This is a genomic window from Escherichia sp. 93.0816 (assembly GCF_013368855.2).
GTDB classification, from domain to species: domain Bacteria; phylum Pseudomonadota; class Gammaproteobacteria; order Enterobacterales; family Enterobacteriaceae; genus Escherichia; species Escherichia ruysiae.
This window is the reverse complement of the sequence record NZ_JABWNC020000006.1, coordinates 43,250-64,736: the sequence shown is the minus strand read 5'-3', so window position 1 is coordinate 64,736 and position 21,487 is coordinate 43,250. Positions and strand designations below refer to the sequence as shown.

At 46.1% G+C, this 21,487-nt stretch carries 16 protein-coding genes and 1 tRNA gene; 13 read left to right on the top strand and 4 right to left on the bottom strand.

Annotated elements, in window-relative coordinates; all coding sequences use genetic code 11:
• The first annotated feature begins 242 nt into the window (after positions 1-242).
• The 5 genes from HEM79_RS09200 to HEM79_RS09180 all read left to right on the top strand — a co-directional run bounded on the left by HEM79_RS09200 (position 243) and on the right by HEM79_RS09180 (position 6,221).
• A complete protein-coding gene (locus HEM79_RS09200; protein ID WP_000036850.1) occupies positions 243-1,472 on the top strand; it encodes an amino acid permease in 1,230 nt (409 codons plus the stop codon).
• A 458-nt stretch (positions 1,473-1,930) separates the two neighbouring features.
• Positions 1,931-2,563 (top strand): helix-turn-helix transcriptional regulator, encoded by a 633-nt coding sequence (locus tag HEM79_RS09195; protein ID WP_010354900.1) that lies wholly within the window; start codon positions 1,931-1,933, stop codon positions 2,561-2,563.
• Between the two features lie 333 nt (positions 2,564-2,896).
• A complete protein-coding gene (locus HEM79_RS09190) occupies positions 2,897-3,712 on the top strand; it encodes a winged helix-turn-helix domain-containing protein (RefSeq protein WP_176242571.1) in 816 nt (271 codons plus the stop codon).
• Complete coding sequence (locus HEM79_RS09185) at positions 3,699-4,181, top strand: hypothetical protein (protein WP_176242572.1); 483 nt, start codon at positions 3,699-3,701, stop codon at positions 4,179-4,181. The genes HEM79_RS09190 and HEM79_RS09185 overlap by 14 nt, the downstream gene beginning before the upstream one ends.
• 633 nt (positions 4,182-4,814) lie before the next feature.
• On the top strand, positions 4,815-6,221 hold the full coding sequence (locus HEM79_RS09180) for a winged helix-turn-helix domain-containing protein (RefSeq protein WP_176242574.1): 1,407 nt from the start codon (positions 4,815-4,817) through the stop codon (positions 6,219-6,221).
• Positions 6,222-6,403: 182 nt separating this feature from the next.
• On the opposite strand, the gene HEM79_RS09175 is transcribed toward HEM79_RS09180, so the two are convergent.
• Together HEM79_RS09175 and actS are read right to left on the bottom strand one after the other, a co-directional pair.
• Positions 6,404-6,477 (bottom strand) — tRNA-Gly (locus HEM79_RS09175).
• A gap of 78 nt (positions 6,478-6,555) precedes the next feature.
• Positions 6,556-7,311, bottom strand: coding sequence for an amidase activator ActS (actS, locus tag HEM79_RS09170; protein WP_176242576.1), 756 nt, complete (start codon positions 7,309-7,311; stop codon positions 6,556-6,558).
• Between the two features lie 389 nt (positions 7,312-7,700).
• Between actS and xdhA the strand changes: the two genes are divergently transcribed.
• The 3 genes from xdhA to xdhC are packed head-to-tail and all read left to right on the top strand — an operon-like array spanning position 7,701 to position 11,363.
• Positions 7,701-9,998, top strand: a complete 2,298-nt coding sequence (gene xdhA, locus HEM79_RS09165) for a xanthine dehydrogenase molybdenum-binding subunit XdhA (protein WP_176242579.1) — start codon at positions 7,701-7,703, stop codon at positions 9,996-9,998.
• Between the two features lie 10 nt (positions 9,999-10,008).
• On the top strand, positions 10,009-10,887 hold the full coding sequence (xdhB, locus tag HEM79_RS09160) for a xanthine dehydrogenase FAD-binding subunit XdhB (RefSeq protein WP_176242581.1): 879 nt from the start codon (positions 10,009-10,011) through the stop codon (positions 10,885-10,887).
• On the top strand, positions 10,884-11,363 hold the full coding sequence (gene xdhC, locus HEM79_RS09155; protein WP_176242583.1) for a xanthine dehydrogenase iron sulfur-binding subunit XdhC: 480 nt from the start codon (positions 10,884-10,886) through the stop codon (positions 11,361-11,363). The genes xdhB and xdhC overlap by 4 nt, the downstream gene beginning before the upstream one ends.
• A 39-nt stretch (positions 11,364-11,402) precedes the next feature.
• Here the strand turns inward: xdhC and HEM79_RS09150 are convergent, their stop codons facing one another.
• Positions 11,403-13,181, bottom strand: coding sequence for a sigma-54 interaction domain-containing protein (locus HEM79_RS09150; RefSeq protein WP_000424616.1), 1,779 nt, complete (start codon positions 13,179-13,181; stop codon positions 11,403-11,405).
• A gap of 479 nt (positions 13,182-13,660) precedes the next feature.
• Here HEM79_RS09150 and ygeW point away from each other — a divergent pair, with 479 nt between their 5' ends.
• From ygeW to arcC, 5 genes are read left to right on the top strand one after another with little or no spacing between them, the layout of a single operon-like run.
• Positions 13,661-14,848, top strand: a complete 1,188-nt coding sequence (gene ygeW / locus HEM79_RS09145; protein WP_001360948.1) for a knotted carbamoyltransferase YgeW — start codon at positions 13,661-13,663, stop codon at positions 14,846-14,848.
• A 57-nt stretch (positions 14,849-14,905) separates the two neighbouring features.
• Positions 14,906-16,102, top strand: a complete 1,197-nt coding sequence (dpaL, locus tag HEM79_RS09140) for a diaminopropionate ammonia-lyase (RefSeq protein WP_176242585.1) — start codon at positions 14,906-14,908, stop codon at positions 16,100-16,102.
• A gap of 56 nt (positions 16,103-16,158) precedes the next feature.
• Positions 16,159-17,370, top strand: coding sequence for a YgeY family selenium metabolism-linked hydrolase (locus HEM79_RS09135; protein WP_001107129.1), 1,212 nt, complete (start codon positions 16,159-16,161; stop codon positions 17,368-17,370).
• A 52-nt stretch (positions 17,371-17,422) separates the two neighbouring features.
• A complete protein-coding gene (gene hyuA, locus HEM79_RS09130) occupies positions 17,423-18,808 on the top strand; it encodes a D-phenylhydantoinase (protein WP_176242587.1) in 1,386 nt (461 codons plus the stop codon).
• A 47-nt stretch (positions 18,809-18,855) separates the two neighbouring features.
• Positions 18,856-19,788, top strand: a complete 933-nt coding sequence (arcC, locus tag HEM79_RS09125; RefSeq protein ID WP_176242589.1) for a carbamate kinase — start codon at positions 18,856-18,858, stop codon at positions 19,786-19,788.
• Between the two features lie 40 nt (positions 19,789-19,828).
• Here arcC and yqeB read toward each other — a convergent pair whose 3' ends face one another.
• Positions 19,829-21,454, bottom strand: a complete 1,626-nt coding sequence (gene yqeB / locus HEM79_RS09120) for a selenium-dependent molybdenum cofactor biosynthesis protein YqeB (RefSeq protein ID WP_176242591.1) — start codon at positions 21,452-21,454, stop codon at positions 19,829-19,831.
• Between the last annotated feature and the right edge of the window lie 33 nt (positions 21,455-21,487).

The window sequence follows — 21,487 nt, the reverse complement described above, 5'->3', positions numbered from 1 at the left end:
AATTAACAGCGCAATAGTAAATGATTGTTAATTTCAATTATCCAAAATGTTTAAAAAAAGTGATTTTTATCACAAAGGAAATTTACCGTAAGAAGAGAGGATGATATCTGACTGGCACGCAAGGTTTGCATCTACTAACACACCAATCCAGAGGTTGATATAGCGTTAATCTCCCATGTCCGGCCTGGTTTATGGTAAATTGCCCTCCATTTTGTTTAATTTGTAGATGATACGTTCAAATAATGTCTAAAATTTGGTCAAAAGAAGAAACTCTCTGGAGCTTCGCACTCTACGGCACAGCCGTTGGCGCAGGCACGCTCTTCCTTCCTATTCAATTAGGTTCAGCAGGAGCGGTGGTCCTGTTTATTACTGCACTGGTCGCCTGGCCTTTAACATATTGGCCACATAAGGCCTTGTGCCAGTTCATCCTTTCTTCAAAAACATCGGCAGGCGAAGGGATCACTGGCGCGGTAACTCACTACTATGGCAAGAAGATCGGTAATCTGATTACCACTCTGTACTTCATTGCCTTTTTTGTCGTTGTACTGATATACGCAGTGGCAATCACCAACTCACTCACTGAACAGCTGGCGAAGCATATGGTCATTGATCTACGCATCCGTATGCTGGTGAGTCTTGGCGTTGTGTTAATCCTGAATCTTATTTTTCTGATGGGCCGTCATGCCACAATTCGGGTAATGGGATTTTTGGTTTTCCCGCTGATTGCTTACTTCTTATTTCTTTCCATCTACCTGGTCGGTAGCTGGCAGCCTTCTTTATTAACAACCCAGGTAGAGTTCAATCAGAATACCCTTCACCAGATATGGATATCGATTCCCGTGATGGTTTTCGCCTTTAGCCATACTCCGATTATTTCTACGTTTGCCATCGACAGACGAGAAAAATACGGCGAACACGCTATGGATAAATGCAAAAAAATTATGAAGGTCGCTTATCTCATCATCTGTGTGAGCGTGCTGTTCTTCGTGTTTAGCTGCCTGTTATCAATTCCACCTTCATATATTGAGGCAGCAAAAGAGGAAGGCGTCACCATTTTATCGGCACTGTCTATGCTGCCAAATTCCCCTGCATGGTTGTCAATTTCCGGGATTATTGTCGCGGTAGTTGCAATGTCTAAATCATTTTTAGGCACCTACTTTGGCGTTATTGAAGGTGCGACGGAATTAGTCAAAACCACGTTACAGCAGGCAGGAGTTAAAAAAAGCCGTGCATTTAACCGCGCGCTGTCAATTATGTTGGTGTCACTGATTACTTTCATTGTTTGCTGCATCAACCCTAACGCAATTTCGATGATTTACGCGATCAGTGGTCCGCTCATTGCCATGATTCTTTTTATCATGCCAACACTGTCTACGTATCTCATTCCAGCCCTTAAACCCTGGCGCTCCATCGGAAATCTAATTACGTTGATCGTGGGTATCCTGTGCGTGTCGGTAATGTTCTTTAGTTAATCGCTGATGAGAATGGTTCAAAATAGTCATTATTTTGAACCATTCCAGTTCTTACAATGCCTCTCCACCATTAATCACCCTCCTGACTATCTATAGCATAAACAAACAATATCAAGCTGTTATCCTCAGTAAAAATCTGAACATCTTAAATAAGACTATTTAAGATGCGTCACTTAGATTTACACGATATCGTCTGGTTATTCGAAAACAATTTGCAGTATAGATATTCCTAATGTATTAGGCATTTATCTGATTTGCGATAAGCTAAACATGGTTAAATGAGTGAAACCCAGCCATATTTAAAACTTAATGATGCATTCTTAAATATCTTATTGAGAATAATATCAAATACAGATTAAACGCAAATTCCAATTAAAAGCTTATTAAATCAGAGTGTATTGACATCATCAATAACCAATGAAATTATGCGATTATCTATGAATAGGGAGGTTATTAACATGAGACTTTGTAGTAGATATAAAAGTCTTACATGCAATAGTTGCTCAATGCATTGCCAAATAATGCCAGAAAAGTCACCGCGCTTGCAGTATTGTGCAAACGCCTGTTTTTGTATGTGGCCCGAAGATAGTTCGTATTTTAATCGTGGTGTGGTTGAAGGCATATTAAGTAAAAATCACAATGCTCGATTAAGCGGATACATTTTTGTAGATTTTTCAGTAAGTTTTTTACGTCTTTTTCTGGATAAAGACTGGATTGAGTATCTTGCAAGTACGGAAATGGGAATTGTGTTGATAAGCGACAGGAATATGCAATCTCTTGCTAATTACTGGAGAAAACACAACCCCGCAATATCAGCCATTATATATAATGATGATGGACTGGATGTTGCTAACGAGAAGATCAGGCAGTTGTTTATTGGTCGTTACCTGTCATTTACCAGAGGCAATACGTTGACTCAAATGGAGTTCACCATAATGGGGCATATGGTCTCTGGCTATAATCCATATCAGATTGCAGACACTCTCGACATGGATATCCGTAGCATCTACGCCTACAAGCAAAGAATTGAAAAAAGGATGGGTGGTAAAATAAACGAATTATTTATACGCTCAAACTCAGTTCAGCATTGAAGCGTAACTATCGGCAATAATAATTATTGTATATACGGGCATTTATAATGATGCCCGTGTTTTATACGATGAGCTTCAAGTCCGCTTGTTAATTTTTAGTTTAATCATGTGAATTTTGTGTGCTATTCAAAAATTCATGAGAGAAAAAACCATAAAAGCAGACGTTATAACCGTTAAATTTGTTAACACACATGGTTATTTAAGTTGCATTAATATATTGCAATTATAATTGTCATAATGAATATAAAATTAATATATATTTATTAGATGAATACTAATATACTTACCAAACTATCTCATTTGAATTTTCTTGATGCTGTGTTTTATTGACCTATGTACTGGATTATTAACAATAATATTGAGTTCTGGCCGGAACACAAGAAATTAATTTCGGTACATGACGCCGAGTTGAACGTTGTTCTGACAACGCCCGCAAGCAGGTGTTTATCGTTGCTACTCGAAGCTTTTCCAGATGTGGTCGCCCAGCAGGACTTTTTCTCCAGAGTCTGGGAAGAAGAAGGTATGCGTGTACCGGTCAACACGTTATACCAAAACATATCGATTATCAGGCGTGGGTTTCGCGCGGTTGGTGATACGACCCATTCGCTTATTGCAACCGTGCCGAGAAAAGGGTTCAAGCTCAATAACGATATCAACATAGAAAATCATACCCCCCTCTCTGCAATAGATGTTCAAAAGCACAACTCTCCCCTCAGTTTGAACGTTACAGATGGGGTTAAAGAGATAAATTCTGCTCCAGATAATCATGTCAGGAACATACTCCGGCACTCTAAATTTTATTTACTCATGTTAAGTGCATTTGGTGTGGGTTTGCTTACCGCATTTTTACTATGGAATAATAATCAACCCAAACCATTCTTTAGAGATTACAGGACTGTTGCAGAATTAAATGGTTGTCATTTTAATGTAACAGAAGATAGCATTAATGGCCTGAAAGATTTTGATAAATATAAAAAGCATATATTAGCGTCAGGAATTGACTGCAAAAAATATCCATGGCTATATTTCCCTCTCGCCAGATCGTTTCCGGGCTTGATTGTTATGGCCTGCAAAAAAAGCTATAGAAATAACGAAGTTGCAGGTTGTTTAACTTTGTCTTATCGTGGGATTAATCGTGACTCGTTATAAAAAAGCCCTAATACTTATTTTATGTTTTATTAGCGGATTTGTTCTTTTTATTACCTATCATTATTCTAAACAGCAAATCGCATACAATGAAAAATGTACGGCTAACTGGGTTATTTTTAATGACCAGGGACAAGCCAATCTTACCCTTGACTTTATGTATAATAAAAACAAAAAGACAGGCATAGTTGCACTGAGCGGCACATGGAAACAAAATACAAAGGCTTATAAAGCAATTCGACGTGATATTGAATACACATGGACTGAAAATTATAACACCTTGCATCTCACCTCCAATAAAATAAATAAATTCGATATTATTGATCAAGTTGAGGATGATAAACTGGCACTACTTCTTCCTGACTTCTATGTCTTTTCAGGAAAAATGATAAGCTATAATATACAAACACAAGGTAATCGCGGTTTTCTTTTTAACATTAGTAACAGGGCAATTATGTACTGTGCAAGGTAACCCCTGACACGACCGAGATAAAAATATTAATAATAACACATGTAATATTTCTATAATTTTTTATAACCATACACATCTATATAGCAACCTTCCACTCCCTAAAAACATCAACAATATATTCCCCTTCTCTCAGTATGACACTCACTCTTCAAATTAGGTATTAATTCGAAGGAAATATTCCCAGTGAGAATACTCCATTGTAAAATGGTGATATATATGATGATGTAAAAAACAAACAAATATTTTTCATATCTGGCATATCAAAAACAATAATAAATTGCCAGAGAAAGCTATCGTTACTATAACGTTCACAAACAAGGTTAGAACTCGATATATAGCTGTTGTCTGAGTATGTTTTCTTATCTTAAATCAAAATCAGCACTCAGTTAAGGAATGATAGCTTCGTCAGTTTATCATTGTCTTTCAATTAGTTACGTAGAAACATGATTAAAAAGCATTAATTAAGGACATTTCAGGTTACATTCGAAAAAATCCTCTATAAATTAATGCAAACAGTCATGGAATTTTATATATACAAAATCATATACAGTTTAATAAAACATATATGAATATCAGTTATATCTATTACTCATTCAGGACGTAAATAACCATAAACTTTACAGGGGTTAGCTAATGGATTTAGAAATTAAGTTTTCATATCATTTTCCTGATGGAATCATTCTTACAGAAGATGGTATTCTTACAAAAGGGAATGAGCAATCTTACATACCTCCGAAAGAGCTGGGCGTATTATTTGTATTGCTTGAATCATCTGGCAATGTTGTATCAAAAGATATGATCATCGAGTCCGTGTGGAAAAATGTGATTGTAAGTGACGAGTCCCTTACACGGTGTATATATTCATTAAGATGTATTTTTGAACGCATCGGTTATACCCGCTGTATAGAAACTATATACAGGAAAGGCTATCGATTCAGTGGGCAAGTTTTCAAAATAAAAGGGAACCAAAATAATGAAGAAGGAAGTACGGTTGCTTTATTTCCATTTACAACATCTCACAGTCATCATGATCCATTAACACTAAATCAGGATCTTGTACAACTTATCTCAAACCAAAAAAATGATGACCTTTATATATACCCACTGGCAGCAACCCAATATTGTATAGATAATAAATCTCAAACAGCTTTTCTGGCCAGATTCAAACCGGATTATTTTATAACCGGAAGAATCAGCCAACATGGAACATCAAATAGTTTATATGTTGAGGTGATCGATGCAAAAAGCTTTTATCTTGTTGCCAGCACACATCTGCAAGCGGATGATATACAAAAAGTATCACAATTTATAATAAGTAACTTGTATCTGGCTATGAAGAAGCCTAAAGCTGCACAGGGCTTGATTAATCAACGCGATTCTTTTAATGACCATATTTTATCAAAAGAAATGTCTAACGGAAAAAACGCGCTAAATGAGTTCACACCTGAAAGCATTGTCAAAGCAATAACGATATTTGAACACCTGAAAAAAAAACACAATATTCCGTCTCTAATAAATGAGTGTCATTGCCTGTTGGCTGAATGCTATATATCCCTGGCTCTTCATGGTATGAATGAGCATAAAGATGCAACTCAAAAAGCATTAGCATTTATAGATAAGGTGTCAGATAAAACTATTTGTGATGGAAAGATTTTAGGAATCATGGGATTGATAACTGGTCTTTCTGGACAAGCAACGACATCACGTATTTTTTTTGAACATGCGCAGACACAAATATTAGATATCGCCGCCTTATACTATTATCGTTCACTGGTAAATATATATAACGATAGAATTGAGGATGCAATTGCTTGTATAGATCAAGCTCTGTTACTTGAACCTAATATGCATAAAGCTGTGGTAATAAAAAAATGCATTAATGCATATATTTCTGCAACACAGAATAAAAAATGCACACTCGTTTATCAAGGAACAGAGAAAGAATGCTATTTAGTTATTATTAATAACATCCAAAAGTTAAAGCAATTAACAAAAACTAACAATAATATCGATTTTAATAGTCAATATGCAGTAGCGTGAGTCGTGATAATCCTCGACTGGTATAACGAATGCAAACTCGTTTATGGCTGCTAATGTCGAGGAGCACACAAGCCCTACTTATTTTTGATTGTTGTTATTTGATTCAGCCATACTTGATGTAAGCACATTAAAAGAATGGAAGTTTTCGATAAAAAAAGAAAAATAAATGAGGATATAAAAACTGGAGCGGGCGAAGGGAATCGAACCCTCGTATAGAGCTTGGGAAGCTCTCGTTCTACCATTGAACTACGCCCGCTTTGAGATGCGTAAGGCATTATAAACCTTACGCTCTTCTTAGCAAGTGCCTTGCTACTGACTGCTGATTAATTCACCATCAGCACTTTGGTTTACTGCCCTGTGGCGGCAAGTAGCGCAAAGGATCAATCGCCGTAGCGCGGTAACGAATCTGGAAATGTAACCGCACAGATTCAGCATCCGTACTGCCCATCGTCGCTATCTTTTGCCCAGCCTTAACATTTTGCCCATTGTTTACCAGCATCGTGTCGTTATGAGCGTAGGCAGTGATGTAATCTTCACTGTGTTTAATCATGATGAGATTACCGTAGCCACGTAATTGGTTACCGACATACACCACCTTACCGGCGCCGGCTGCATATATTGGCGTCCCGCGCGCTGCAGCAATATCAATCCCTTTATTGCCGCCATCTGCCATTGAGTAAGGCATGATAACTTTTCCACTCGTTGGCCATAACCAGCAACGTTGTCCGACGGGCGGCCATGAAGATTTCGGAACCACTGGTGGTGGAGTGACTGACGCTGTTTTCGTCGTTGATTTGGCTGTATATTTTCTCGAATTGCGGTTACTTTTTGCCCCACCAAGCTTCAACTTTTGACCAACTTCGATGGTATAGGGTGGAGAAATGCCGTTGAGCCGGGCAAGTTCTTTTACGCTTGTTCCCGTGGTGCGTGAAATACGATAAAGCGTATCCCCCCGTTTCACGGTGTAAACGGAGCCGGAATACGTTCCTGTGTCTGATGATTTGCTACCAGAACAGCCCGCCAGAAGCAGCCCTGCCGATAACAGCATCACGATACCCAGCGTTTTTTTATTCGGGCGTCCTGCGCTCAAAATCTTTCCTCGCTCAAAAAACAAGACGCTATATCATAGCAGCCACCTGTCAGATACCCAATCCATTGCTCGGAAAATGGATGTACAAATCAAGAATTGTGAATGAATCCATTAGGATAGCGATCCCCCATTTGCACATCATCATAACGCAAAAGAAGGCATCCTGACTGTCGCCTAATATTCATTTATCACAATGATTTTTATCACACTCATATTGATACACAGCCCTCTCTTTCTTTGCTGATAAAAACGCATCATCCCTGGCGTTTTATTAACAACATCACACTTCCCTCCTCCCCCCATGCTTATAGTCGTTTCTGGCGTAATTCTTGCCTGCAAAGACTAAATCATTGCCATAAGAACCAAATGTTCAAATCAAGGGGATTTCTATGGAAGCGCGGGAAGCAACCGCTACAGGTGAATCATGTATGCGCGTAGATGCCATTGCTAAGGTTACCGGGCGGGCACGATATACTGATGATTATGTTATGGCGGGCATGTGTTACGCAAAATATGTACGTAGCCCTATCGCACATGGTTATGCCGTAAATATTGACGATGAAAAGGCCAGAAGCCTGCCGGGCGTACTGGCGATTTTTACCTGGGAGGATGTACCGGATATCCCATTCGCTACGGCAGGACATGCCTGGACACTTGACGAAAACAAACGCGATACCGCCGATCGCGCACTGTTAACCCGCCATGTTCGTCATCATGGTGATGCCGTTGCCATCGTCGTGGCCCGCGATGAGCTCACGGCAGAAAAAGCGGCGCAACTAGTCAGCATTGAGTGGCAAGAATTACCCGTTATCACCACACCAGAAGCGGCACTGGCAGAAGACGCTGCACCAATCCATAACGGCGGCAATTTACTTAAACAAAGCACGATGTCGACGGGCAATGTCCAGCAAACAATCGATGCGGCAGATTACCAGATCGAGGGGCATTATCAGACACCGGTCATTCAGCATTGCCATATGGAAAGTGTGACCTCACTGGCATGGATGGAGGATGACTCGCGAATTACCATCGTCTCCAGTACGCAGATCCCACATATTGTTCGCCGCGTTGTCGGTCAGGCGCTGGATATTCCCTGGTCGTGTGTGCGAGTCATCAAACCGTTTGTCGGCGGCGGTTTTGGTAATAAACAGGATGTGCTGGAAGAGCCAATGGCGGCCTTCCTGACCAGCAAGCTCGGGGGCATTCCGGTGAAAGTTTCCCTTAGCCGTGAAGAGTGTTTTCTCGCAACCCGAACCCGCCACGCCTTTACCATTGATGGGCAAATGGGCGTGAATCGTGATGGTACGTTGAAAGGTTATAGTCTGGATGTTCTGTCCAACACCGGCGCTTATGCCTCCCACGGTCACTCCATCGCTTCCGCAGGCGGTAACAAAGTCGCTTACCTTTATCCTCGTTGTGCTTATGCCTACAGTTCAAAGACCTGCTATACCAATCTGCCCTCGGCAGGCGCGATGCGTGGTTATGGCGCACCGCAAGTCGTTTTTGCTGTCGAATCAATGCTGGATGACGCCGCTACCGCGTTAGAACTAGACCCAGTAGAAATTCGTTTACGTAATGCTGCTCGAGAAGGCGATGCAAATCCGCTCACGGGCAAACGTATTTACAGCGCCGGATTACCAGAGTGTCTTGAAAAAGGGCGGAAAATCTTTGAATGGGAAAAACGCCGCGCAGAGTGTCAGAACCAGCAAGGCAATTTGCGGCGAGGCGTTGGCGTTGCCTGTTTTAGCTACACCTCTAACACCTGGCCTGTCGGGGTCGAAATCGCGGGCGCCCGTCTGTTGATGAATCAGGATGGAACCATCAACGTGCAAAGCGGCGCTACAGAAATCGGTCAGGGTGCCGACACCGTGTTCTCACAAATGGTGGCAGAAACCGTGGGTGTCCCGGTCAGCGATGTCCGCGTAATTTCGACACAAGACACCGATATTACACCATTCGACCCCGGCGCGTTTGCATCACGTCAGAGCTACGTTGCCGCGCCAGCGTTGCGCAGTGCGGCGCTGCTGCTGAAAGAGAAAATCATCGCTCACGCCGCAGCCATGCTACATCAGTCAGCGATGAATCTGACCTTGATAAAAGGCCAAATCGTGCTGGTTGAAAGACCAGAAGAGTCGTTGTTGTCATTAAAAGATCTGGCAATGGATGCGTTTTATCATCCCGAGCGTGGCGGACAGCTTTCTGCAGAAAGTTCTATCAAAACTACCACTAACCCACCGGCGTTTGGCTGCACCTTTGTTGACCTTACAGTCGATATTGCGCTGTGCAAAGTCACTATCAATCGCATTCTCAACGTTCATGATTCGGGGCATATTCTTAATCCGCTGCTGGCAGAAGGCCAGGTACACGGCGGGATGGGAATGGGCATTGGCTGGGCGCTATTTGAAGAGATGATCATCGACGCGAAAAGCGGCGTGGTACGTAACCCAAATCTGTTGGATTACAAAATGCCGACCATGCCGGATCTGCCACAACTGGAAAGCGCGTTTGTCGAAATCAATGAACCGCAATCCGCATACGGACATAAGTCACTGGGTGAGCCACCAATCATTCCTGTTGCCGCTGCTATTCGTAACGCGGTGAAGATGGCTACCGGTGTTGCAATCAATACACTGCCACTGACGCCAAAACGGTTATACGAAGAGTTCCATCTGGCAGGATTGATTTGAGGATAACATCATGTTTGATTTTGCTTCTTACCATCGCGCGACCACCATTGCCGATGCCATCAACCTGCTGACCCACAATCCGCAGGCAAAACTGCTCGCCGGTGGCACTGACGTACTGATTCAGCTCCACCATCACAATGACCGTTATCGCCATATTGTTGATATCCACAATCTGGCGGAGCTTCGGGGGATTACGCTGGAGGAAAACGGCGCGCTACGAATCGGCTCCGCGACGACATTTACTCAGCTCATTGAAGATCCGTTAACCCAGCGTCATCTTCCGGCGTTATGTGCTGCGGCTTCGTCAATTGCCGGACCGCAGATCCGTAATGTCGCTACCTACGGAGGAAATATTTGCAACGGTGCCACCAGCGCAGACTCCGCCACACCAACGCTGATTTATGACGCGAAGCTGGAGATCCACTCACCGCGTGGAGTTCGTTTCGTCCCGATTAATGGCTTTCACACAGGGCCAGGCAAAGTCTCTCTTGAGCATGACGAAATTCTTGTCGCCTTTCATTTTCCGCCACAACCGAAAGAACATGCTGGTAGCGCGCATTTTAAATATGCCATGCGCGACGCAATGGATATTTCAACGATTGGCTGCGCCGCGTATTGTCGGCTGGATAATGGAAGTTTCAGTGAATTACGCCTGGCATTTGGTGTTGCCGCTCCAACGCCGATTCGCTGCCAACACGCCGAACAGGCTGCACAAAACGCGCCACTGAACCTGCAAACGCTGGAAGCCATCAGCGAGTCTGTCCTGCAAGACGTCGCCCCGCGTTCCTCATGGCGTGCGAGTAAAGAGTTTCGTCTGCATCTTATCCAGACGATGACCCAAAAAGTCATTAGCGAAGCCGTCGCTGCGGCAGGGGGAAAACTACAATGAACCACAGCGAAACAATTACCATTGAATGCATCATTAACGGTATGCCTTTTCAGCTCCGCGCCGCGCCGGGTATGCCGCTTTCAGAGCTACTCCGTGAACAAGGATTACTTAGCGTCAAACAAGGATGCTGCGTTGGAGAATGCGGCGCGTGTACTGTGCTGGTTGATGGCACCGCGATAGATAGCTGCTTATACCTTGCCTCCTGGGCTGAAGGAAAAGAGATACGCACGCTGGAAGGCGAAGCAAAAGGCGGCAAACTTTCTCATGTACAACAGGCTTATGCGAAATCAGGCGCGGTACAGTGTGGCTTTTGTACGCCCGGGTTGATTATGGCCACTACGGCAATGCTGGCAAAACCACGCGAGAAACCATTAACTATTACGGAAATTCGTCGCGGCCTGGCGGGAAATCTTTGTCGCTGCACCGGTTATCAGATGATTGTGAATACAGTGCTGGACTGCGAGGAAACGAAGTAAAACGAAATCCGGCCTGCATTCAGGCCGGATTTACTGCGGTTACGCACTTAACAATTCATATTTTTTAATCTTACGATAGAGCGTAGCAATGCCGATGCCCAGTTCATCAGCAACTTGCTTCTTGCTGTTATGACGTGAAAGTGCCTCGCGGATCATCTGTTTTTCCATCTCCTCCAGCGCCGTACCACCAGCATCATCAAGTGCCAAATGTGCTTCGCTGGCTTCTGGGCTCTCACTTTGCTCTGTCACGCCGTTATTTACCAGATTGGGCGGCAGGAGTGTGCTGTCGATGACTTCACCTGAAGGAACGACGTTGACCAGATATTCCATCAGATTGCTTAGCTCTCGCAGGTTTCCAGGCCAATAATGCTTACGCAGTAACTCAACAACATCAGGAGCAATGCCAGGATAAACCGACCCCAGACGACGGGTATGCAGATGTAAAAAGTAATGCACCAACAGTTCAATATCTTCCTGACGTTCACGCAAAGGTGGCAACGTTAACGGAATAACATTCAGGCGATAGAAGAGATCCTCACGAAACTTACCTTCAGCAATAAACTGAGCCAAATTCTGGTTAGTTGCAGAAATGATGCGGATGTCGACCTGTATTGGGCTGCTGGCACCAATCGGCAGAATTTCACGTGCCTCAATAGCTCGTAACAATTTTGCCTGCAACATTAATGGCATATCGCCAATTTCATCGAGAAACAGCGTGCCCGTATTCGCCGCCTGAATCAGCCCTGTTTTGCCGTTGGCAGAAGCACCCGTAAAAGCGCCTTTGACATAACCGAACAGCTCACTTTCCAGAAGCTGCTCCGGGATCGCGGCACAGTTGATAGCAATAAAGGGTTTATTCCGTCTTCCACTCAACTTATGAATTGCACGAGCGACAACTTCTTTACCGGTGCCACTTTCCCCGACCACCATTACGCTGGATGGGCTGGGCGCGATACGGCTAATAAGTCGTTTTAATTGCCGCATAACCCGGCATTCACCCACTAATTGTTCAATATGCGGTTCATCAGAAACGTTCGCCACAGAAAAACTGGTATGTGACTGGTGAAACGCCATCAAAAATAACTGTCGCCCCTGGATGTTATGCAACTGACCAATGATTAATTCACTTTTATCATCCCACGAAACGATATGTTGCATATGTCCATGAGTAAAATTACTCTCAAATGTTAATGGTCTGAAACGAATAGGTTTCCCAACCATATTATTTTGAGCAACACCAAGAGTTTTTAATGCAGTCTGGTTAACAAACTGAATACGATTGTCTTCATCAATAACTAACACTCCCTGATCCATATTATCGATCATGGTAGCGAATATTTTACTTATATTATCTCCTGGCCCCTGATCTTCCAGAAGCTTCGAGACAAAAATAGTAGATATATGGCGAACGTAATCTGAAAATTCGCGTAAATTATCACTGATATGTTCTTGTTGCTCATGAGTAACAGCAATCAAACTTATCACTCCGACACAACGATCCTGCAGAATAACGGGCGTGCCCAGGAATGCCTTTTCACGACAATTTTCTTTACTGTCACAACCTTCACAAAGGGGATCGAAGCGAGACTGTGTCACAACCTTTTCGGTTTTGGTTTCCAGGACATAGCGGAGCAAACGTGAATTGCCACTTAGCTGGCGCCCAAGAAACTTCCCATATGCGCCAGTTCCAGCGACGCGACACAAGTTTTCATCAACGATCTCAACCTCAAGCTGCAAAACGCTGGCTAGCATTCTGGCAAAACGCTGAATTGTTGGTTGAATTTGCATCAATACTGACTGCGTAGTAACAAGCTCCATAGCTTTACCTTCCAGAATCACTTAAAAGTCGATCATTGAAGACGTTGATGGTTCACAGGTCATGACGATATTAACTCAGACAAATATGGCTTTGCTAAAAACATAGGATTTTTATCACTTTCTAATGAAATTATGGAAGTGATATCACATTTCTATATCAATATGAGAATTACGGGACTGCATTTATCAAACTGACGACGATTCTCCTCTCCCTTATATCTTATTTACGATACTTAGCAGCAAATAAATAACGGCAGAAAAAAAGCCAATCGTTTCCGTATATTTTTATGCTCCATAGTGCAATGTTAATTTGTGATCAACCCCACACATTACCTGTCAAATTACTCTTTCGCAGCCGCGTAGATAATTCTGGCACACTTATTGTTAGTCCCTGGTATAGCTGTGAAAACACCAATCACTTTGGCAAGTCACAGTGAAATAAACCACTTTGCCTGTCATTCCACTATCGGGACTTTATGATGAAAACTGTTAATGAGCTGATTAAGGATATCAATTCGCTGACCTCTCACCTTCACGAGAAAGATTTTTTGTTAACGTGGGAACAGACGCCAGATGAACTGAAACAAGTACTGGACGTTGCCGCAGCGTTAAAAGCACTGCGTGCTGAAAACATCTCGACCAAAGTCTTTAATAGTGGATTAGGTATTTCCGTATTCCGCGACAACTCCACCCGTACCCGTTTTTCTTATGCTTCCGCGCTTAACCTGCTCGGTCTGGCACAGCAAGATCTTGATGAAGGTAAATCACAAATCGCTCACGGCGAAACCGTTCGTGAAACCGCTAATATGATCTCCTTCTGCGCCGACGCTATCGGTATTCGTGACGATATGTATCTGGGTGCGGGTAACGCCTATATGCGTGAAGTTGGCGCGGCACTCGACGACGGCTACAAACAGGGCGTGCTGCCGCAGCGCCCGGCTTTAGTTAACCTGCAATGTGATATCGACCACCCGACGCAGTCGATGGCTGACCTGGCATGGTTGCGTGAACACTTTGGTTCGCTGGAAAACCTGAAAGGTAAAAAAATCGCCATGACCTGGGCCTATTCACCAAGCTACGGCAAACCGCTTTCTGTTCCGCAAGGCATCATCGGCCTGATGACCCGCTTCGGTATGGATGTCACCCTGGCCCACCCGGAAGGTTACGACCTGATCCCGGATGTGGTTGAAGTGGCGAAAAACAATGCTAAAGCGTCCGGCGGCAGCTTCCGTCAGGTCACCAGCATGGAAGAAGCGTTCAAAGATGCAGACATCGTTTATCCGAAGTCATGGGCACCTTACAAAGTGATGGAAGAGCGTACTGAACTGCTGCGCGCTAACGATCACGAAGGCTTAAAAGCACTGGAAAAACAGTGTCTGGCGCAGAACGCACAGCACAAAGACTGGCATTGTACTGAAGAGATGATGGAGCTGACCCGTGATGGCGAAGCCCTGTATATGCACTGCCTGCCAGCCGATATCAGCGGCGTATCCTGCAAAGAAGGTGAAGTCACTGAGGGCGTATTCGAAAAATACCGTATCGCGACCTACAAAGAAGCCAGCTGGAAGCCTTATATCATCGCCGCGATGATCCTGTCCCGTAAATACTCCAAACCGGGTGCACTGCTCGAACAACTGCTGAAAGAAGCGCAAGAACGCGTGAAATAACCCCTCGGGCCGATCGACAGATCGGCTCTCTATTTACAGAGGCCAAAAGGATAGGATATGTCCGTTTTCTCATTGAAGATTGATATCGCCGATAACAAATTTTTCAACGGCGAAACATCACCGCTCTTTTCGCAAAGCCAGGCAAAACTGGCGCGCCAGTTCCATCAGAAGATTGCTGGCTATCGCCCAACACCGCTTTGTGCGCTGGACGACCTCGCGAACCTTTTTGGTGTGAAGAAAATTCTCGTTAAGGACGAATCAAAACGATTCGGTCTGAACGCCTTCAAGATGCTCGGCGGTGCGTATGCCATCGCTCAGTTACTGTGCGAAAAATATCATCTTGATATCGAAACACTGTCATTTGAACACCTGAAAAAGGCTATCGGCGAAAAAATGACCTTCGCCACCACCACCGACGGCAACCACGGGCGCGGTGTGGCATGGGCAGCGCATCAACTCGGACAGAATGCGGTGATTTACATGCCGAAAGGCTCCGCTCAGGAACGCGTTGACGCCATTCTGAATCTCGGTGCCGAGTGCATCGTCACCGATATGAACTATGACGACACCGTTCGCCTGACCATGCAACACGCGCAGCAGCACGGCTGGGAAGTGGTACAAGACACAGCCTGGGAAGGCTACACCAAAATCCCAACCTGGATCATGCAGGGCTATGCCACGCTGGCAGATGAAGCTGTCGAGCAAATGCGTGAAATGGGCGTAACCCCGACGCACGTTCTGCTGCAAGCCGGTGTCGGTGCTATGGCCGGTGGTGTGTTGGGTTATCTGGTCGATGTCTATAGCCCGCAAAATCTGCACAGCATTATTGTTGAACCTGACAAAGCTGACTGTATTTATCGCTCCGGCGTCAAAGGCGATATCGTCAACGTTGGCGGCGATATGGCCACTATTATGGCGGGCCTGGCCTGCGGCGAACCTAACCCGCTGGGCTGGGAAATCCTACGTAACTGCGCCACCCAATTCATCTCCTGCCAGGACAGCGTTGCCGCATTAGGTATGCGCGTGCTGGGTAATCCGTATGGCAACGATCCACGCATCATCTCCGGTGAGTCTGGCGCTGTCGGTTTGGGCGTTCTCGCGGCGGTTCATTATCACCCGCAACGTCAAAGCCTGATGGAAAAACTGGCGCTGAATAAAGATGCCGTGGTGCTGGTTATCAGCACTGAAGGCGACACCGACGTGAAGCACTACCGCGAAGTTGTCTGGGAAGGCAAACACTCTGTAGCACCTTAATCACCCTATTGGAACTGCTCCCTGCAAAACGGGGAGTAAAAAACTGGAGAAAAATAATGGCTAAGAATATTCCATTCAAACTGATTCTTGAAAAAGCAAAAGATTACCAGGCAGACATGACTCGCTTCCTGCGCGACATGGTTGCGATTCCCAGCGAAAGCTGCGACGAAAAACGCGTAGTGCATCGTATTAAAGAAGAGATGGAAAAAGTCGGCTTCGATAAAGTTGAAATCGACCCGATGGGTAACGTTCTCGGTTATATCGGCCACGGCCCGCGTCTGGTTGCGATGGATGCTCACATCGATACTGTCGGCATTGGCAACATTAAAAACTGGGAATTCGACCCGTACGAAGGCATGGAAACTGATGAGCTGATCGGTGGTCGCGGTACTTCCGACCAGGAAGGCGGCATGGCATCTATGGTTTATGCCGGTAAAATCATTAAAGACCTTGGTCTGGAAGATGAATACACCCTGCTGGTCACCGGTACGGTGCAGGAAGAAGACTGCGACGGTCTGTGCTGGCAGTACATTATTGAACAATCCGGCATTCGCCCGGAATTTGTGGTCAGTACTGAACCGACTGATTGCCAGGTATACCGTGGTCAGCGCGGACGTATGGAAATTCGTATAGATGTTCAGGGAGTTAGCTGCCACGGTTCTGCGCCAGAACGCGGTGATAACGCCATTTTCAAAATGGGACCGATTCTTGGCGAATTACAAGAACTCTCCCAGCGTCTGGGCTATGACGAATTCCTCGGCAAAGGCACCCTCACCGTTTCTGAAATTTTCTTTACCTCCCCAAGCCGTTGCGCTGTAGCAGACAGCTGCGCAGTTTCTATTGACCGTCGTCTGACCTGGGGTGAAACCTGGGAAGGCGCGTTGGACGAAATCCGCGCCCTGCCTGCGGTACAGAAAGCCAACGCGGTTGTTTCTATGTACAACTACGACCGTCCTTCCTGGACTGGCCTGGTTTACCCAACCGAATGCTACTTCCCGACCTGGAAAGTGGAAGAAGATCACTTCACTGTTAAAGCCCTGGTGAATGCCTACGAAGGTCTGTTTGGCAAAGCGCCGGTCGTTGATAAGTGGACCTTCTCAACTAACGGCGTATCCATCATGGGTCGTCACGGCATTCCGGTCATCGGCTTTGGTCCGGGTAAAGAACCTGAAGCGCACGCGCCAAACGAAAAAACCTGGAAATCTCATCTGGTGACCTGTGCCGCTATGTACGCTGCGATCCCATTAAGCTGGCTGGCAACCGAATAATTATTCTTAACTTATTCCCCTCCGGTTCGCCGGAGGTTTTTTGGAGTTTGCTATGCGCGTATTGATCAAAAACGGCACTGTCGTTAACGCAGATGGACAAGCCAAACAGGATTTGTTGATTGAAAGCGGGATTGTTCGCCAGTTGGGCACCGATATTTCGCCGCAGCTCCCTTATGAAGAAATTGATGCCACTGGCTGTTACGTTTTCCCTGGCGGCGTCGATGTCCATACGCATTTTAATATTGATGTCGGCATTGCGCGCAGTTGTGATGATTTTTTTACCGGTACTCGCGCAGCCGCGTGTGGCGGTACAACAACCATTATTGACCATATGGGATTTGGCCCAAATGGCTGCCGGTTACGCCATCAACTGGAAGTTTATCGTGGCTATGCCGCTCATAAAGCGGTCATCGACTACAGCTTTCACGGTGTAATTCAGCATATTAATCACGCCATCCTTGACGAAATTCCGATGATGGTCGAGGAAGGGCTGAGCAGTTTTAAACTCTATTTAACCTATCAATATAAACTCAACGATGATGAAGTGTTGCAAGCATTACGCCGCTTGCATGAGTCCGGCGCCCTGACCACTGTGCACCCGGAAAATGACGCAGCTATCGCCAGTAAGCGGGCGGAGTTTATTGCCGCCGGGCTAACCGCGCCGCGCTATCACGCATTGAGTCGACCTCTGGAATGCGAAGCAGAAGCTATCGCCCGCATGATTAACCTGGCGCAACTTGCCGGCAACGCCCCACTCTATATCGTCCATCTGTCTAACGGCTTAGGTCTGGATTATCTGCGTCTTGCCCGTGCGAATCACCAGCCAGTCTGGGTTGAAACCTGCCCACAATATCTTCTGCTGGACGAACGCAGTTACGATACAGAAGACGGAATGAAATTTATCCTTAGCCCGCCGCTGCGCAACGTTCGCGAGCAGGACAAGCTGTGGTGCGGCATCAGCGATGGTGCGATTGACGTGGTAGCGACCGATCATTGCACCTTCTCGATAGCTCAACGTCAGCAAATTTCTAAAGGCGATTTCAGTCGCTGCCCAAATGGCTTACCCGGTGTGGAAAATCGTATGCAATTGCTGTTTTCCAGCGGCGTAATGACCGGACGTATCACCCCGGAACGTTTTGTTGAGTTAACCAGTGCGATGCCCGCCAGGCTGTTTGGCCTGTGGCCACAAAAAGGATTGTTAGCGCCCGGTTCCGATGGCGACGTGGTGATTATCGATCCACGCCAGAGCCAACACATTCAACATCGCCATCTCCACGACAATGCCGACTATTCGCCCTGGGAGGGCTTTACCTGTCAGGGCACGATTGTCAGAACCTTATCCCGTGGTGAAACGATTTTCTGCGACGGAGCCTTCACAGGCAAAGCCGGACGCGGTCGTTTCCTGCGACGCAAACCGTTTGTCCCTCCCGTGCTCTAACCACTGTCAGGGATCTATACACAATCAAGAATGATGAGTGAGGAAAAATGAGTAAGAAAATTGTTCTCGCCCTCGGCGGGAATGCGCTGGGCGACGATCTGGCCGGACAAATGAAAGCGGTAAAAATTACGTCTCAGGCAATTGTTGATTTAATTGCCCAGGGGCATGAAGTTATCGTCACTCATGGTAATGGACCGCAGGTAGGCATGATTAACCAGGCATTCGAAGCAGCTGCAAAAACTGAAGCGCACTCGCCGATGCTGCCGATGTCTGTCTGTGTCGCCTTAAGCCAGGGATACATTGGATACGATTTACAAAACGCCTTAAGGGAAGAGCTGCTTTCTCGTGGTATTAATAAACCTGTAGCAACGCTGGTTACTCAGGTCGAAGTCGACGCTAACGATCCGGCATTCCTCAATCCGACCAAACCGATCGGATCGTTCTTTACCGAGCAGGAAGCCGAGCAACTGACAAAACAGGGTTACACCCTGAAAGAAGATGCGGGTCGTGGCTATCGTCGTGTAGTAGCCTCACCAAAGCCTGTTGATATTATTGAAAAAGAAACGGTTAAAGCTCTGGTAGATGCAGGTCAGGTTGTGATTACCGTTGGCGGTGGCGGTATTCCGGTGATTCGTGAAGGCAATCATCTGCGCGGTGCCAGCGCGGTTATCGATAAAGACTGGGCCAGCGCCCGTTTAGCAGAAATGATTGATGCCGATATGCTGATCATTCTGACTGCGGTAGAAAAAGTGGCCATTAACTTCGGTAAAGAGAATGAGCAATGGCTCGACCGCCTGTCATTGGTCGATGCAGAACGCTTTATCGAAGAAGGTCATTTTGCGAAAGGTTCTATGCTGCCGAAAGTGGAAGCAGCCGCCTCGTTTGCTCGCTCTCGCGCAGGTCGCGAAGCACTGATTACCGTGTTGAGCAAAGCGAAAGAAGGGATTGAAGGCAAAACCGGAACGGTAATTCGTCAGTAATTTAAAGGCCGGATGGGTAATACCATCCGGCCGTTTTCATTTAAGCCACTTCCAGCACTTCTTCCGTCGCTTTAACGCCCTGATGCATCAACATCATTAACGCTTCAAGCACACCGCCGCCAATCGCCCTGGCTTTATCTGAAACACTGGTAAAATCAGCCGTTTCACCACGAGGGTCAATATCACCAATTTTAAAACCACCGACCACAGCCAGTCCGTCGTTCAACAAGCCACGTACCATCCCCGTCAACGGCGCTTTAATTTCATGCTCGCCAATCCAGGCAATCACATCACCTTCTTCCACCAGATCGCCTAATTTCACCCTGGAACGCATGATGCCCGCCGCCGGAGCACGAATAACTCGTCGGGTGGTGTGCCCCATGATATTACCGGGAACGCCTGTATTTTCCTGTGCGCAGCCGGAGTAAATCACCTGACCGAGCCAGTGCCCACGATTCGTTTCAATCACCGCATGACAATCTTTACCTGCGGTAAAACCCGGCCCAAGCGCGATCGTCACTGGTGCCATATCTGCACGCGTACCCAAATTCTGTTTCGCAAGAATAGCGTCCACAACGCAAAGCGGTTTCAGTTCATCAAGCAGTGAACAGGCAGGATCTACCATCACCGGGATGAATCCACGTTCGGTAAGTTTCATCGCCTCCGCAGAGCTGGTTGCCAGGCGGGCTGTAACGCCTTCGACCGTCATTTCGCCGTCGAACACGGCCTGGGCAAACGCCACGGTACAACGAATCACCGTTGGCTTTTCCACTTCCAGCATGATCACTTTGAACCCCGCATGATACAAGCGTAACGCCACACCACTGGCGATATCCCCCGCACCGCGAATCACCACCAGTTGGTGTCCGGAAGGATGCGTAGGTTTCATCATCAGCCCACCCGGCGCGTTATTTTTCACCTGTAATATTTCTGCCAACACGCTGATGGCTATCTCCTGCGGCGTTTCCGCACCAATGTTGTAACCAACCGGCGCATGTAAACGGGCAATATGTTCTTCAGCCACGCCTTTCTCACGCAACTGACGTAGGAAAAGCTGCACCTTGCGGCGACTTGCCAGCAAACCCAGCCATGCAATAGGCTGCTCAATGAGTTTATCGAGGGCTTCACGATCCTGATTATTCGTGGCAATCAGGACAAAATTATCAGGGCGAATCTCCAGTGCTTCTACTGCCGCGCCAAACGAATCGGCATGGAGAAGCGTAGTTGACGGCGGAAAAAGTTCAGGATTGAGGCTTTCGCGATAAATATCGGCAACGGCGATATCAAACCCTAATAACGCGGCACTCTGGGCTATCGCCCGGTTGACATGCCCCGCGCCGATCAACACCAGACGTGGTCGCATACCATGTACGCTGATAAACACTGACATTGCGCCTCCGCAATCTGACCCGACGGCATCCGCGCCGTTACGAGCCATGCGCCCGTGAAATAATCGCGGCTTACGTTCCTGCAATGCCTGAAGCGACTCTTCAATCACCTTCCGCTCAACCATTCCGCCGCCAATTGTGCCGACGATAGAACCATCGGCACGCACTAACATTTGTGCAGAATGACGGGGTGTAGAACCTCGGCTATCAACAATTTGCGCCATCGCAAACGGACAATTTTGCTCTTCGAGTTTTGCAGCCTCTGTGAAAATATTCATACCAACCTCAATGGATATCCTTTCAGTAACCCG